Origin of the sequence: Gimesia sp. (genome assembly GCF_048262075.1) — a bacterium.
GTDB lineage: Bacteria > Planctomycetota > Planctomycetia > Planctomycetales > Planctomycetaceae > Gimesia.
In genome coordinates this window covers 58856-74555 of sequence record NZ_JBLXFK010000004.1, presented here as the reverse complement: position 1 = coordinate 74555, position 15700 = coordinate 58856, and the positions used below count along the sequence as shown (strand labels likewise).

Annotated in this window: 18 protein-coding genes; 5 read left to right on the top strand and 13 right to left on the bottom strand. The window is 46.2% G+C overall.

From position 1 onward, the window contains the following. Window positions 1-108 precede the first annotated feature (108 nt). The 5 genes from ACN0YH_RS09980 to ACN0YH_RS09960 all read left to right on the top strand — a co-directional run bounded on the left by ACN0YH_RS09980 (window position 109) and on the right by ACN0YH_RS09960 (window position 4512). Entirely contained in the window at window positions 109-492 is a 384-nt protein-coding gene (locus ACN0YH_RS09980; protein ID WP_417379431.1) for a LexA family protein, read from the top strand. A 92-nt stretch (window positions 493-584) separates the two neighbouring features. Continuing rightward, a complete protein-coding gene (locus ACN0YH_RS09975; RefSeq protein WP_417379430.1) occupies window positions 585-1265 on the top strand; it encodes a hypothetical protein in 681 nt (226 codons plus the stop codon). Window positions 1266-1328: 63 nt separating this feature from the next. After that, window positions 1329-2396, top strand: a complete 1068-nt coding sequence (locus ACN0YH_RS09970) for a hypothetical protein (protein WP_417379429.1) — start codon at window positions 1329-1331, stop codon at window positions 2394-2396. A gap of 149 nt (window positions 2397-2545) precedes the next feature. Continuing rightward, window positions 2546-3919: a Gfo/Idh/MocA family protein gene (locus ACN0YH_RS09965; RefSeq protein WP_417379428.1), complete on the top strand. Its 1374-nt coding sequence runs from the start codon at window positions 2546-2548 to the stop codon at window positions 3917-3919. A 47-nt stretch (window positions 3920-3966) separates the two neighbouring features. Then, window positions 3967-4512, top strand: a complete 546-nt coding sequence (locus ACN0YH_RS09960; RefSeq protein WP_417379427.1) for a 2OG-Fe(II) oxygenase — start codon at window positions 3967-3969, stop codon at window positions 4510-4512. A gap of 358 nt (window positions 4513-4870) precedes the next feature. Here ACN0YH_RS09960 and ACN0YH_RS09955 read toward each other — a convergent pair whose 3' ends face one another. The 13 genes from ACN0YH_RS09955 to ACN0YH_RS09895 form a co-directional block, all read right to left on the bottom strand. Then, on the bottom strand, window positions 4871-5512 hold the full coding sequence (locus tag ACN0YH_RS09955; RefSeq protein WP_417379426.1) for a class I SAM-dependent methyltransferase: 642 nt from the start codon (window positions 5510-5512) through the stop codon (window positions 4871-4873). Then, window positions 5512-5997 carry a hypothetical protein gene (locus ACN0YH_RS09950; protein ID WP_417379425.1) on the bottom strand — a complete coding sequence of 162 codons (486 nt, stop codon included), beginning with the start codon at window positions 5995-5997 and terminating at the stop codon, window positions 5512-5514. Before ACN0YH_RS09950 ends, ACN0YH_RS09955 begins: the two co-directional genes overlap by 1 nt. Then, on the bottom strand, window positions 5994-7025 hold the full coding sequence (locus ACN0YH_RS09945; protein WP_417379424.1) for a hypothetical protein: 1032 nt from the start codon (window positions 7023-7025) through the stop codon (window positions 5994-5996). Before ACN0YH_RS09945 ends, ACN0YH_RS09950 begins: the two co-directional genes overlap by 4 nt. 6 nt (window positions 7026-7031) lie before the next feature. Continuing rightward, a complete protein-coding gene (locus ACN0YH_RS09940; protein ID WP_417379423.1) occupies window positions 7032-7400 on the bottom strand; it encodes a hypothetical protein in 369 nt (122 codons plus the stop codon). 319 nt (window positions 7401-7719) lie between these two features. Then, window positions 7720-8823: a hypothetical protein gene (locus tag ACN0YH_RS09935; RefSeq protein ID WP_417379422.1), complete on the bottom strand. Its 1104-nt coding sequence runs from the start codon at window positions 8821-8823 to the stop codon at window positions 7720-7722. A gap of 141 nt (window positions 8824-8964) precedes the next feature. Beyond that, on the bottom strand, window positions 8965-9858 hold the full coding sequence (locus ACN0YH_RS09930; RefSeq protein ID WP_417379421.1) for a phage tail tube protein: 894 nt from the start codon (window positions 9856-9858) through the stop codon (window positions 8965-8967). Between the two features lie 12 nt (window positions 9859-9870). Further along, the gene (locus tag ACN0YH_RS09925) at window positions 9871-10329 is read right to left on the bottom strand and encodes a phage virion morphogenesis protein (RefSeq protein ID WP_417379420.1); all 459 of its coding nucleotides are present in this window, start codon (window positions 10327-10329) and stop codon (window positions 9871-9873) included. Between the two features lie 202 nt (window positions 10330-10531). Further along, window positions 10532-10984: a hypothetical protein gene (locus ACN0YH_RS09920; RefSeq protein WP_417379419.1), complete on the bottom strand. Its 453-nt coding sequence runs from the start codon at window positions 10982-10984 to the stop codon at window positions 10532-10534. After that, window positions 10981-11322: a hypothetical protein gene (locus ACN0YH_RS09915; RefSeq protein ID WP_417379418.1), complete on the bottom strand. Its 342-nt coding sequence runs from the start codon at window positions 11320-11322 to the stop codon at window positions 10981-10983. The genes ACN0YH_RS09920 and ACN0YH_RS09915 overlap by 4 nt, the downstream gene beginning before the upstream one ends. After that, the gene (locus ACN0YH_RS09910; protein WP_417379417.1) at window positions 11322-11984 is read right to left on the bottom strand and encodes a phage head-tail connector protein; all 663 of its coding nucleotides are present in this window, start codon (window positions 11982-11984) and stop codon (window positions 11322-11324) included. Before ACN0YH_RS09910 ends, ACN0YH_RS09915 begins: the two co-directional genes overlap by 1 nt. 125 nt (window positions 11985-12109) lie before the next feature. Continuing rightward, window positions 12110-12622, bottom strand: a complete 513-nt coding sequence (locus tag ACN0YH_RS09905; RefSeq protein ID WP_417379416.1) for a hypothetical protein — start codon at window positions 12620-12622, stop codon at window positions 12110-12112. A gap of 78 nt (window positions 12623-12700) precedes the next feature. Further along, complete coding sequence (locus tag ACN0YH_RS09900) at window positions 12701-13975, bottom strand: phage major capsid protein (RefSeq protein ID WP_417379415.1); 1275 nt, start codon at window positions 13973-13975, stop codon at window positions 12701-12703. 90 nt (window positions 13976-14065) lie between these two features. Continuing rightward, a complete protein-coding gene (locus ACN0YH_RS09895; protein WP_417379414.1) occupies window positions 14066-15385 on the bottom strand; it encodes a hypothetical protein in 1320 nt (439 codons plus the stop codon). Window positions 15386-15700: the final 315 nt, after the last annotated feature.

Genomic DNA, 15700 nt, shown 5'->3' with positions numbered 1-15700 from the left:
ATCGTTTGGCTGTTTTGATGCCTGCAGTGATTAAAACAGACTGCTTTTTTCCCGCTATAATTCCCACGTAACGCACAGCACTTCACCAGTACACAAGGGAATCAACAAATGCAGACCACAGACAATTCGATGCGAAAAAAGTTGACGGAAAAACAACAGGACATCTACTCGTTTATTAAACAGGAAATCACCCAGCAACGCCTTTCTCCCACAGTGCGGGAGATTGCAGAACAGTTTGGGATTCGATCATCAAATGGTGTGATGTGTCATTTACGCGCCCTGGAACGTAAAGGCTGGATCAAACGTGATCACTATCTCTCACGTGGAATTACCCTGATCGCAGAACCTGTCACACACATGATTACACTCACTCCGGGTGAAGCCGGTTGTCTTGGGGAGATCTATGTCGGATGTGTCGGCGTGAAAGACCGGAGTGTCACACTGGAACTGATTGCCCCCGACACGATGGGAGAGATTCGGAAAGACCTCTGAGTGTTCTGGCATCATGGAAAAATGCTTCGAATAAAATCCTGACTCAATACATGGCTGGCAATAATAATTTCATACCTGGAGGGTTTACGCGTATGGATCTGAATCCGGAATCAAACAAAAATGCCGAACTTTTACCATTTAATGGAAGATCAAAAACGGGAATGGATAACGCAGAGACTGTAGCAGAATTTCCAGAAGCATTAAAAAACAGTTACACCAATCTGCTGACGATCGAAGATGAATACGACGGTCTGACATCCGCAGAATCTTCAAGAGATGTACATCAATGCAATGAACTTTTGGTGAAACAGGAACAGCAGGTTCAACAGCTGGTTCGCAAATTGAATCAGGAAGAGTCGAAGCTGGAACGCTTGAAAGGCGATCTGGAAGAAGCAGAGGTCTGTCAGGCGATGGCACAATCTTATGAAGCGGCTATCGCAGGCTGGCGTGAAATGATCCAGGTTTTTGAATTCTGGCATCAGTCTAATATTCATAGTCAACAGGCATTTTCATTGGCGGAGCAGACATGGGAAGACCTGAAACATGTGGAACAACAGGCTGTAACCGAACTGGAAAACAAGACCACCTGGGAAGTGATTCATACTCCCTATGGTTCAACAACCATTCCGAAGCAGGAAGGCCTGCTGCCAGATGAAATCTCAATTGAGATTCTAGGCGATTATCTGCCCGTCACAATACTGACGGAAGCAGCACGCCTCGCTTTAACTCAGTGTCAGCAGGGGACAGCCACTTATGCAGTGAGCTGTCTCTGACCTTCTCGAACTGACACATTCTAAACTAATTCACTATGTAATTATTACAGGGAAAGTACGTCCATGGAAAACCAGTTTACAGAAACCAATTTTAATGAAATCACCTGTCGCACTATCTGCGGTCAACTTACTGAATGGGGGATTGATTTCTCTCAATCACGTGTGGCACAGCTCGCGCCTGCTCAAATTGAATCGCTCCAATCCTGGATTAATGCCGGCGTAGAAGCAGACGAAGCATATCAGGCTGAGTTTGCATCGCTCCCAGATTTCATGGAGCGTGAATTGCTGGAAATGAAAGGGGAACTGGCATCCGGCTCCCGAGAAATAATTATCGAACAGGCAATCAATGCCTGTGAAGCGGAAGTGCCAATCACTGACAACCCTTATCTGTTTGATACCACAGGCTGGCATTTATGGCGTCAAGCCTACTGCTGCTGGTATCACTGTGAGCCGATGAATTTCCTGGAGGCAGAGACCGTGCAGGACCCCAGTAGTGTAAATGAAGTAACCAACCAGGCAATAACACAGCAGCTGTCAGAATTGATTACTCAATTCAATGAAGCAGACGATTCACTGAAACAGCTGCGGCTCAAACTCAAACAGACTAAACAGGAACGACATTCCAGCCGTAAACAACTGATGAAGTTTCTCAATCAGAATTGTCGTATGATGCAGGCAGCAGTAACGATCACAAAACCTGAGGCGCAAGCCCGGCACAATCCCAAATCAGAGCCAAGCGCAACCATCAACATCATTCGCATTCCCGTTACCGGTCCGGAAACAAATCGGATCGAAGTTTATCTGCAACAGACAATTGAAGGAACATGGCGAGCCGGGCACTTCTGGTCTGTAGAAAGCAGTTCACTAGCAGGTCAGATTTCACGCGGCAGCAGGCAACCTGAACAACGCCAAACGACCTTTCCCACAGATCAGGCTGCGTTAATCAATGAAACACTGGTTCTCAGCAGAAAGCTCAGTCATGACTCAAAGATTCGATCACAAATTATCGACTACCTGAATCTTCTGGAGGAATATCCAGGACAACTGGATCTATGTAGTGACTGTCATCAGCACTGCCTCAGTGAAGAGTTGGACCATTCAGGAAATTGTCCCCAATGTTCAACTGACTGATCTACCTTGGACCACTCTTAATCACAGTAGAATTCATTCGAGATTTTCATTTTGTCTTGCCTTGCCCACTGAATCTTGCCATAGTTTAAGATAGTTTAAAAAATGAACCCCGGAATTCAGGCCATTCTATTCAGAGGTGGAGGCATCCTGTGCAAGATCAACCCGAAAATGCAGACCAGATTCATTCTTCTATAAGCCGCAGACGATTTCTGGCAACTTCTGCATCGGCGGCCGCCGCAATTGGCTTTGGGGCACCCGCCATCGTACGGGGAACGAATCTGAATGAAAAACTGAATATCGCCATTATAGGCTCGGGAGGACGAGGCGGCAGTAATCTCCGATCGGTCTCATCTGAAAATATTACGGTTCTATGCGATGTGAATGAACAGAATCTGTTTCGCGCCGCACAGAGCCATCCCAAAGCAAAACAGTTCAAGGATTTTCGCGAAGTCTACGATCACCCGGCCCAGTTCGACGCCGTCGTTGTCAGCACTTGCGAACACACGCACGCCTTCGCCACTCTTCCCGCACTGCAGCTGAAAAAACATGTATACTGTGAAAAGCCACTGACTCACAGTGTCTGGGAAGCCCGCGTCATTCGGGAAGCGGCTCGGAAGGCGAATGTTGCCACGCAAATGGGTACCCAGATTCATGCGGGAGATAACTACCGCAGGGTCGTTGAACTGATTCAGTCCGGCGCCATCGGCCCCGTTCAGGAAGCCCACGTGTGGGTGTCACGGGCCTGGGGCTGGCATCCTTCCGAAGAAGCGGCCCGCGCAGCAAAAAATCTTGTTTACTCGGAAAAAAGGCCAAGCCATTCGGATGAGATTCCGAAAGGACTGGACTGGGATCTCTGGTTAGGACCGGCTCCAGAACGTCCCTTCAATAATATTTATTTCCCGGGTCCCAAATGGTATCGCTGGTGGGATTTTGGTAATGGCACCATGTCGGACCTGGGCAGCCACTGGATCGATCTGCCATTCTGGGCATTGAAGCTGGATTACCCACTCACAATTGAAGCGGAAGGACCGCCGATCCAGAAAGAAATCGCACCGGCATCAATGCAGGCCGTTTATGAATACGGTCAACGAGGCGACATGCCCCCCGTAAAAGTGGGCTGGTACCAGGGGACGAACAAACCCCAACTCTGGGAAGAAGGCAAAATCCCACAATGGGCAAACGGCGTTTTATTCGTCGGTGAGAAAGGCATGCTGTTGTCAGATTACAGTAAGCATGTCTTATTACCAGAAAAAGAATTCGCTGATTTCAAACCCCCGGAACCATACATTCCGAAATCTCTGGGTCACCATGCGGAATGGATTCATGCCTGTAAAACGGGCGCCCCGACAACCTGCAATTTCGAGTATGCAGGATTACTGACCGAAGCGAATCACCTGGGCAATGTCGCTTATCGAACAGGTAAAAAATTGCACTGGGACACTCAGGCCATGAAGGCAACGAACGCTCCGGAATCCGATCAATATATCCGCCGTGAGTATCGTAAAGGCTGGGAACTAAGTTAGGCCTCTCAATGCACGGAATCGTTAACTGGCTGGATCCTCAGATTTTAATGATTGATCAGTTTCTCACTCCCGAAGAATGTGAAAGCTACATTAACTACAGCGAATATCTTGGCTATGAACTGGCTGATGTAGATTTCTACGGAGTTCGCAAGCAGTCGAATCAAATTCGGACAAACGAACGCGCAGACATCGAATCTCAGGAACTCGCAGATAAACTCTGGAATGAACTCCGAAATTACCCTCTTCCTTCATCAGAGCTGGGAAACCCCGCAGGACTGAGTCCCTATATCAGATTTTATAGATATCAGGGAAAACAAAGATTTAACTTTCATAAAGATGGAATTAAAAAATATTCGAACTACGAATCGCAATTCACAGTATTAATTTACTTGAATTCAATCAAGCAGGGTGGCGAAACAATTTTTCGCAAAAATGAGATCAAAGTCCAACCTCAATCAGGACGCTGCTTACTGTTTGCACATGACCTATGGCATTCTGGTCTAGCTGTAACTGATGAGGAAATTAAATATGTCATGCGAAGTGATCTATTTTATTTACAAAATAAATCATTTGACGCTGAATCAGAAAATTGAACATATAATCAATTCATTACAAACCTTATTTGATTAAGACCATCTCCCGAAACGGCTACTCCTGCTCACTGACATTAAATTTCTATCTCGTACTAATGGATACCCGGTAGATATGATCCCTTCTTCCTATTGCTTCCCAGACTGCTGCTAGTTGATTTGGATCAGGATCGAAAGGCACATCCTCAATCAGATCACTTTATACTCCCGCAATCAATGTTAGAGTTAGATCTTCATTTAATTTTGGGATGCGCTAGATCTCAGAAACAGGAGATTGTAGTAATGAGTTTGTAACTTCTCGATAACACAATTGATTAATTATAAAATCAATGTCATCTCAACTAATTGAACTCCTTCTATATTACTTTTTAGTAGTAATGACCAGATTACCTTTCACTTCTGCTGCCTGATCATCGCTGGTGAGATCCACCCCGGTCCAGTTCGATTTGTGAACAATCTCCCCGTGTGGTTCAAACAGCTGAACGTAATCTGAGAGTCGGTTATTGTAGGCATCTTTATCCAGATTATTCCCCGAGAAGTCAGAACAGATCTGCAAAACGAACAGCCCACCCGGTTTGATGTATTGAAAGAACTCTGCGGTCGCTTCCCGCACATCGACTCCCGTGGCAGGGCAAAGCCGGTCTAATTCCCGGTGATACCAGCTCATTCCCCGGCAATAGATCAGGTCGAAATAATCCTGGTCAAAGTAGTGCCCCAGAGCTGACGCACTGTCTCTGATGAATATGGCCTTGGAACCCCTCTCAATTGCCCCCACAACGCCCTGCAGGGATGGCTCGACGCCGAAGACCCGTAAACCGAAACTCGACAGCAGGGAAGCATGTAGGCCCTTTCCGCAGCCCAGATCCAGTACCTTACTCCCGAGCGTCAATCCGAACCGGGTGACGATGTGTTTTTCCAGCCAGGCCCGCTCTGTCATGGGATCATAGATGAAGTCACCAGCGGCGTATTTTTTGTTGTAAAAATCAGTGTTCTGCTTTTCCATTATTCACACTCAAACATGGTTATGAGCCGGCGACAGCTGGAGTCTGTGACGATTTCCAACTTGACCGGTTCTCGTTTCATAAGGTCTAAAAACTTCCTGATGTCAATCGGGTCCTGATGATGACCGGGGCATGAACCCGCAGCCCACATATACGGCACGCTGATGATGGCAATCTTGCAGCTATTGACTATCTTTTCGACAAAGCCTCTCAGGTAGTCTGTCTTGAAATGCTCGATTACCTGCAGGCAGGTGATCACATCGGCTTCCCGATCCAGCTTCATCCAGTCGCCTTCGATGCATTCCACGCCATGCAGGAAAGGGAACTCCCGGTTGTTGATTGCCGTTCGCCTGTGAAATTTCCCCCAGGTCACCACCGGGGTATCAGCGCAACCCACATCGATGATTGACCTGTGATCGAGCTGCTCCAGCCACTCCCTGACCACGCTGTAATAGTTCAGATCTTTTCTGCCATCCCAGTAGGTCATGAGTCCTCTTCCCGATTCAAAAAGTAATCGCGGATATCCTGATGCAGCCCCGGCTTGTAAGAGGCCCATTCCCACGCCCCGTTTTCTCCGATCTTGATATCAGAGATACAGAAATTGTGATTCCGCAGGATCTGCAGCCGATCCCCGTACTGGCGTCTTTCGCGGGTTCCGTGATACAGGTGGTACGTCGCCCCTGGAACGCAGCCAATACGCCCTTCAATTAACGGGTACTGCTTCGCTTTCCATGCATCAAAGTCCGCCGCAGGACGCTTCAGAGATGAATACTGTTTCTCCACCCACTTGCGTTCTTTGACGAATGCGGCAACGGCGTGACAATCACCGCCGCCAATGATGTCTTTATCGTAGATGCCCCAGGGAATCGCCTCACGTTTGGCTGCCCAGGCGAATCCCGGTGTTCCGAATGTTTCCCCATTCAGACCATGATTCCAATTGTAGGCCCAGCTGTTCGTCTGGTTCATAACCTTTCGATCGGGCCCGAGAAAGTCCACTCGCTCATACAGCTGCACTATCGGGTACGATTCCAGCAGTTTTTTTGTATCTTCAAACCAGTTGGGGTTCTGGAAGAGAGCATCGGCATCGATCCAAGCGACCGCATCCACTTCAGGTGGAAGCGACTGGATTCCGATATTGAGCAAACGCTCCTTCTGCCACATAAACGATTTTGTGAGATCACCAACGATTTTGTGCTGTGCCTCGAATTCAAACCGTCCGTCAAAAGACAGCTCCACCATCGTGACCGGTACGCCAATTCTATCCAGGTACTCGTAAGCATTGCGCACAGGCAGTTTGTATCCACAGGGATTGAAATGACAAGACACTACTGCCAGATTTTTGACGGGAGCGTAGCGTGCAGCAGGCTTCACGGGTTCTGCGTTCCCCCAGCCCTCACAGGTCGCGCGTGACTTAACCAGTCGCCGGATTTCATCGCCGTGTTTTCGGCAGAGAAAATTGCGTTTAAATTTACAGCCGTCACAGAGTTGCTGTTTTGCTTCGGTGGTCAGTGTCATGACTTCTCAGTTTATGTCAACGTGTTTTAGATCGATGTACGCAGGCAACTGCAACTCCGCGACTGCAGCAATATCATTTCCGTATTCCGGGTAATAGACCGGGTTCCCTTCAGGAGTTGTCGGGTCGGTTATATCGTCCAGGTAGCTGAAAAAATTAGAGGGATTGTCAACAATGTTGAACCCGACAGAGGTGCGGTTAAATCTTGTGTCCTCATCTATAAAACAGCGATTAACTGAAGATTTATAGACAGCACCGAAAAGGAAAAGGACTGTCCCATCATTACCGAATACGTCTCTCAGTGTTTCGTGATAACCCAGAACCTTGACTGAGAAAAGAACACGCCATCCCTCCCCGTAATAATGAGCAATATTCATCGCCCATGCCGAGTCACCCGGACCGCCTTGCCCATCCCACGTGCCAGATGAGGAATTGATGAGAGCTGCATTAAAATCAGCAATCGCTGCTGCTGACGTTGTTACGCTGCTGCTTGGATTCTCAGAAAGTCCGGAAAAACAGGGCTTATACCCTTCCGCGTTCGCAACAAACTCGGGCGGACGGGCTGAGAAGATTGTTTGCTCCCCCTTGACTAAACCTGAAATGCACCCTTAATCAGAGTACAGCGGATGATAACATCTGCTGAAGTGAAATGATTGGTTGGTGTCAAAAAGGGTTTTGAGGAATTCAGTCACGAGTTTACTCAAAGAGCTTTCCACCTGAATTTTTAAAGCTCTTCATTACTAGTTCCATTCTTGATCTGACCTCGGAGGGAATTTCTAATTCGTGGTAAAACTTAGTACCTGAATATCTGATTGTGACTGTTTTCGAGGTAGCAATATCCAAGATCATCTTTTCCTGTGATTTCGAAACTTCTTTATCGTAAGTTTCCCAGTACCTCTCATTTTCATATCGCTTAGTGTCAGACGTTTCACTTTTTTCGAATCCAACCAGCTTTGTTAACCCGCCCTGAGACTTACGATACTCCCCTGTACGGGCAGAGCCAATCCAAGCCTTTTCCAGCAATCGAACCTGATCCTCAAGAAGTGGTTTACCTGCTTTTATATGATCAATTATATCTTTCACTTTGGCTTGTTCTGCAATCAGAAGCGCATCTATCCTGCTGTTAATGTCTTTCACTTCATTTGGTGGCAAGTCAATTAACTCATATGTGTTTTCATCTGTTTTAACTGTATATTTTCTTGTAAACAGATCTTCGGAATCTAACCTTCCGATACACAGATATAGAAACTCTGGTTTATCGTCAACCACAGCTATATTCAAATTAATATCTCCTGAACCATAATTCTCAGGAGATTCTCTATGCCTCCTGGTCGAATACCAGTGATCCTTGTATTTAACCGGGTTCGACCCCACAATAGATCGTTCGATGTGTTCCTCTTCACTCAACGCTTCTATCGTTATCGCCAGACGCTCCCACTTATCTCTCCCTCTCCGAATGACTCCCAACTCCAGCTTGTCTTTATATGTTACAGATTTCAAGATCTCATCTGCTTCATCTGGAGTCCGAAGCAGCTTTCCGTTAATAATTCGGATCAGGTCGTTATTCTCAAGCCCCGCGATATCAGCGCGAGACCCTTTCTGGACACCTCCGGCTATTACGGCATTCCCCGTCCTGGGGGGAAAGATGGGGATCTCTTCCCCTGATTCTTTAAGGTGCTTCTTGTAGTCCTGAACTGTTACTGTTCGGAATCCTATCGAGTAAGTCATCCGAGGAAAGTCAGCAATCAGAAAAGATGTCATTACGAAGAACGTAATTAAAAATGCAAATAGTCGTTTCATGTTGACCCTCATATCTAAACCAAGCACCATAAAACACATGCGTCCACTGTACCAATATTGTATCGTTATATGCAAACAATAAAAAAAGACAGCCGCGTCTGGCTGCCTTTGTACTGCAATAAGACTAGTCGTAAAATGAACTTACGTACCTGCTGCGTTTGTTATCACCAGGCTGGCTGTGCTGCCGGCCTTGCGCACCATACCTTCCAGCGGAAGCCTGGTGACCTGTGCTTTCGTGGTCCCCGGGGTACGAGTCGGGTACTGGATGGCCCCTAAGGTGAACGTCAAAGTATCGTCGGTTTCTGCATTTGTGAGTACCAGAGAACCGCCTGCCCCTGCAAGATCCTGCTTAATCAGATCAAGGTTCGCCGTAGACCACGGGTGATTTGTCCCCAGAGTGATAATGCGATCGAGTAACGGGATATCTACACGTGTCAGCGAGTTCTCAAACCGCTCTGTATCGAGCTGATTCTCGATGACCAGACTGAACTCATTGAATTCACGCTCTTCCGACAGCAGAGTGAGAACGCCATCTTCGAAGCGATACGGGCTTTCGGTTGGTGTGGCCAATGCAGGAAAGGATCCAGCAGCACCTTCGGTTTCAGTTTCTGCTTCAATATCGAGATCCACCATCACCATCTGCCCGGATGAACCGTTGAAGGTCGCTCTGGCAATCCGGCAACCAGAGTATGTGTAAACTTTTTCGTCGCGGTCGATCATCATGACGAATTCAGGAATGGTATCCGCAAGTGCAAATTCGTCAGAACTCTCCGTTGCCCCCAGAATCAATGGTAGCAGTGTGTCCAATGCCAGCTTGCTTGCAGGCACACGAATCGAGCCCGAGCAACGTTTCTGCCCCAACCTCGTACGTTCAGAGATATGTTCCGTTGTGCCAGTCGTTCCGCCAGTTTCATCTATCGTCTGTGATTCAACGAGCGACTCAGCGCCGACTATTTCAATGGGAATTGAACTGGTGTCAAACGGCAATGCACTATCGATCGCCACGCGGGTGAATGTTCCGATTCCTAATGTCATAAGTCTACCCTTTTAAATCGCGTCAATAATTGTAATTAAGTGACCAGACAGCATTTTAACCGCCTTGTCCAATGATTCGTCCGGAAAGCCGAGAAATGGCCGGGCCGGGATGGATCCGTCTTTTCTTCCGTCTTGGTGAACGCTGGCGTAGTAAATACTGGTCCCAAATGTTGTGGAGTCTTCTGTGACAATTTCTATATGGCCTTGACCATCTGAAACTACGCTTCGCATCAGATCTCCAAAGTCAATCAACGGTCTCGTCCCGGGGTTGTGCCCTGGAGGTCGTGGGTTCTTTAATGGTGCCCACGGCACCCCGTCGGGTGAATGACTGTTTAAGAATCCCTGTGCCAGATCCCCGGCAAGCTCATCATTCCACTCACTGAGGACCTTCGATGCTTGTGGGGATTCTAATCTGCGGACAATACCGGAGAGAAATCCACCGAGCTCTTTAGCTGTGATGGTTTTAGACATCTTGTAACATCCTTTACCTTAATTAGTTTAAATCCAGGCATGTCTCGAACCTCTTTGTCTGAAAAAGTCTGACGCCCGGTACTGATCTGGTCAGCATACATCTTGACTGCATCTGTTTCCTTATTAGTCTTGAACCTTAATCCACCATATATATTAGTAGAAATTTTTAAAAACTCTGCGTCTTTGACTTCGATTTCATGTGTCATGTTCTTGACTCCCAACTAATAAACCACAGGGTCATCCCTGCATGATATTCCCCTGCCTCAAACCAACTCGGATCGACAACCGCGCCAGGGGCGACATAACTGTTAACTACCGTTGACACTCCAGACAAACGAGGGGTGCGAAAATTTTTGACAATACTCTCATACCAGTTGAGATACTTCTCTCTATTTAAAGTCTGATTCTGTTGATCTGTGTCGACGATGAACACCCCTACCTGGTATTCGATCTGGTCTCTTAAATTTGTTCCCTTAGCGGGGTTGAGTTTTGGTGCTCCAGGAGCAATTAGAATTGCAGGAAAATCTGAACTCTGGAAGTTCCGTGTTGAAGGTACTTTCTGAATGATGATCGAGTCGTCGACTATGTCGGATAAATCAAGACTTTCAATCTGAGTTTTTACGGTTGTCAGAATGTCTTCCAGAATCGCTGTCATTTTTGCCTCCGGCAAATACATCGCCAATGAGTGCGGAGTCTCAACCGCGATACTGACATGACCATCCAGACCACACTGCTCGAATCGGTGATCGTGTCGCCTGTTTCGATCTCAGCTCCGGCCAGTAAGACATTGGGAATATTCCAGACAATGCCTTCATGAGCCGAGGTTACCAGACCCTTAGCTATATCATCCCGAGAGATGTCTCGCATCCAGGCATGAGAAACGGACGTCGTTGCGGTAGTATCGTTATTCACGCCCCGCTTTATTGTCACTGTCACCGCTTCGGTACCAGGCATTTTCAGATATAGATAGTCCAGTTGTTGAGTCGTTACCATCAGATCACCACTTTCTTGTAACGAGCCAGCGAGCTTCTTACAGAGTCCAGCATTCTAGATTCATCTTCGGCACCTGAAAGTGTATAGGAGTAATCTTCGATCGATTCGGAATTTAAACGTCCCGCCATTTCTTTCGATTGAAGCATGGAAGTTACCAACTTATTGGCTGCAAACTGAATATCTGCGGGAACAGCCTCCCATCCTGCTGTGTAGACCACTTTTATATTCCCCATCCCTAACCCAGAAGAATTCACTAATTGTCCGCTGAGGCGCGAATAAGGCCGCGGCCATACTTTGCCGATCCGGTACAGGATCCCGCTTTTGCTGACTTCTGTAGCGGTGGCGTCGTTCTTGCGGAGCACATAATCCGTACCCTCGACCAGCAATGTAGAGGTGGGGAAAGCGTCCGTGCCGTCCCCATAATAGCCGTCACGGTCTTCGTTGACCGATGTAATGGATCGAACCGGGGTTTGGTTTAAGATAATCACCTGGTCGCCAGAGCCGCTGTAGTACTCTGTGTAAGTCGCCTGTTCGATCTCCCGTCCCAAATACCCTTTGATGATCGCATCGGCCTGGAGGATCAGTAAATCGATCACCTCATCCATTGATGCATCACTGATTCCAAGAAGCGTCTTAAGAACGGCTTTTGTAGTAAGTGACATTGGAAATCATAACTCCGAATAAATATTTGAAATCAATCATCAGCACTGGCTGATTGAGTTTAATTGCTATTTATTGAAACTCTTTCCGTAAACCATTAACTGTCAAAGATGTAGTATTTTAATGACTATGCAATGGAAGACTGTTGAATTTCATTGACATAGCCCGCCCCTTGTAGAATGTAAATTCCAGCGCCAAGTTGCGCATTGGATCCTACGTCAGCTACATTAAATGAAACAAAAGTGAAGCCATTATCTGAATCCAGGTCATTGGACATTACTTCAATAGCGATCAATGCCTGATTCTCCGCCCCATCAATAGAATCCGTATCAAAACTGGATGCCGCCGAATTCTCAACGAGTGTAAACTGACCAGTGGCATCAATATCCGTAGCACCGACTTTATGTCGAACCCGCCTGAAATTAAGAGATTTGGATGAACCAGAAGTTGCAGCAGTGTGCTGTTGTGCTGAGATCACCGGATCGTCTCCTGCAGTACCAATCGATGCGAGTAAAACAAAGAGGCAACGATCGTAATTCTGAAGATTGACCCTGTCTCCTGTATTCACATCCGCCGACAAGTCGACAGGCATGAAAGCAGGAATGATATCGTGACTTTCTAAAAATTCTTTGTTGAACATTATTTGAGTTCCTTATTGATTCTGATTGCATTAAGAAAGATCTGCAGAGAAAAGTTACTGCTCTCTGCCATTGCAAAATTACGCACGAGTCGCCAGTGTGACAAAACTTGACTGAGTGGCAGTTCCCTTATAGGGAGTTAATGGCTGAGTCTCCCAAGGCTTTCCATCAATTCGCATAATAAATCGCAGTGCCAGTTGATCCGTTAGAAACTCAACATGCATCGACTCAGCCTGCTCAATACCACCTTTACTGATTGTGATATAGTCATCCAGACTGGCCAGGAGGATATCTCCCTCAGTTCCCAGTGTTTCGTTGAACTCTGTTGGAATCACAGGACGTCCCATCAAAGTTGCATAAGAAGCTCCAGAAAGACCGGTTGGGGGCATATAGACCAACTGTCCGCCTGCAGTCGAAACTCCCAGACTCATCTGGTGTAGTTGAGGTTCTGTATCCTGATTAATAAACCAGGCGGAATTCATCCGTGAAGATGCTTTCATGCGGCTCCACATCTGCAATATATTTTCTGCCAAAATAGTATTTGCAGCCTGACCAGATTCTTTCGGAACTGTCACTCTTACAGAAGATTGCATCACTCCCAGTGGTTTTCCGACACCATTTCCATTGAAAATGGATTCGCCTAACATAAATTCCATTTCCTCAGTCACTTTTTTATTTACATAAGACTCGAGAGCCATTCCATTATCGTTAATTAACTCTTCCGTCAGGTAAACTAACACTGCCAACTTGTTAAGCTTCAATGTCGTTTCACCCAGTTTCGGTGTGGAACCAGTTAACGGGTCACCTTCACCAACCCAATAAGCTCGTAATCCACCTGAACGAGTGCCGTCCACTCGGCTTGTTTCTGAATCTGTCGGGAATGTCATATTATTCCCTGCTACACGGTAATGATCTGTGCGGCTGAAAATATCGTTCGCATAAATTCGTGTCAGAATTTCCTGATGGAACTCTGGTAAAACAGCAATACCGCCATCGGCGCCTACAATTTCAGACATTCCCTGGATTGATTTGCACATTCCCCAGGATTTTTTAGTTTTGGTAATCACTTCACTACGGTCTTTAAATCCGCAGCGGATAAAATCACCAAACGATTGGAATTCTGAAAATGGCTTGTATCCATTGGGAAATGATCGTCTGCGCGAGGATGAATACGTTTTCTGATAAGCCTGATGGTCAGCTTGAGCATTCTCCTGCTCCCAATATCCTGCCAGACGCCCCTCTTCATCCCGGTGGATCCCGCTCATATCAGGACCATTCAACTGATCGACGCTCTTAGTGAGATTTTCAATGTTTGATGAGAGAGACTTTACTTTTTCTTCGAGTGTTTCAGACATAGAATGCCCTTTCTGCTAATAAATTTTCGGATTAAGTGTTTCACATCGGTTCAAAGATCTGATTTCCAATTGATGCCATTTGCGGCCACATCAGGTTTGAGGTAGCAGATTGGACAGTTTCTGCTGTAATTCGCGAACTACTCGCGAGAGTTCTTCTACATTCTCCAACAGTCGACTCTCATCACTGTATAAATTCTGTTGAGACAACAGGTTTGCTTGTTTAAATATGTCTGTAATTTGTTGGCATTGGAGGTCTGAAAACTCCTGAATCTGCGAAGCTGATTCAGGAGTTTTTTTCAAACCGGTTTGGTTCAATCGGTAAGCAATCTCACTCACTCTTGGAGAATTGACTAATTGAAAAATTGAACCTGATTTATCATACCTGTCCCACGCCTCTGAGTTTTTATCCTTAAGATTTAGCTGGGAATAATTTTCTGCAAACGTCTTGTCCAATTTCTCCTGTTCACTCTCTAATGTCAGGAACAGCTTTTCCAAAAAGGACCTTATGCACTCATTTTCTAGTACTGTTGAAGTAGTTCTCAGCTGTTTTTTCAGATCTAAGAAACAGCTTGAAATCGATTTTAAAATCTGAGCCCCTAGAGGCACGGACATTTCCAAATCGTAATCGTTCTCTGGATTTAAAGCTGATCGCTTATGCTCATCGTATACAGGCACCTTAGTTGGAGCTTGCATTTCATCACTTTCAGACTCCCTCTCTACTGAATGGTCAGTACCTGTGGATGTCCAACCAGGGATTTGATGTTTCTTCTGAGGGAGCACTGTTGTCAGTGATTTTTTTAGAGGCTCAACTATTTTGTGTCCTTCAATTGTTCCTCGATCAAGGGTTCTTGCAATGGCATCTGGATTGACTCCTAACGCGCCCCAGGACCATTCAATTAATTCCCATTGCTCCAAGACTATTCCGATACCAGAATTTGCTGTTTTCCTGGTCGATGTTTTAATTGGCAGGGCACGAACTGAGGTTGCTCTGACTAATCCCTCAGAGATCAGATGAAATATTTGTAGCGACTCCAGAGATTTCGAAGTGAAGTAAGATGTCGCAGTAATTTTTTCCTGGTCTACTTCGATTGCCAGACGACCATCCGGATGCTGACATTTTGCGATCGGTCTTGTGATTTCACCTAATCCATGTTCCCAGAGAACAACTGGATTATTTCGGAAATTCTCAAGCTGTACCCCGGCAGGTTTAATAACATCACCTTCGCGGTCCTCTCGAGGTGTGTTAATGATTGCCCGTGCAGACATCAGCCTTTCATCGATCATTGGCTGTGCCTGGCTTGCCAGCGATAGCTCTGAAGCTTTACCAGCAATCTTGCAGAGAGATCCAAATTTCTGCTGCCGATTTTTGAGAAGAGACTCTAAAGAATTTGTAATCTGGTTGGAATTCACTGTTTGCCCCGTTGAGAAACATATCATGTTTGCGACAGGGCAGTGTTTTAAGATTCGGCATACAGGGGTCAAGACACGAAAAAAACAATTTTGTCTTTTTGATTTACAATGAACTGCTCAATTTTCAGTAAGAAATTTGACCTCTGACGAATCAGTTCAATCATATGTGTTCGGAGACTCTGTTTTCTGCTCTACCGGAATAATAATTCTCAATTTGAATAAGAATAGACTATTCTGAGTTACGGGTTACACCGCTAGTATCCGGAGCAGAATTTATAAGAGATCTAAAGCATGAGTGACTGAGTTAGTAGTTAT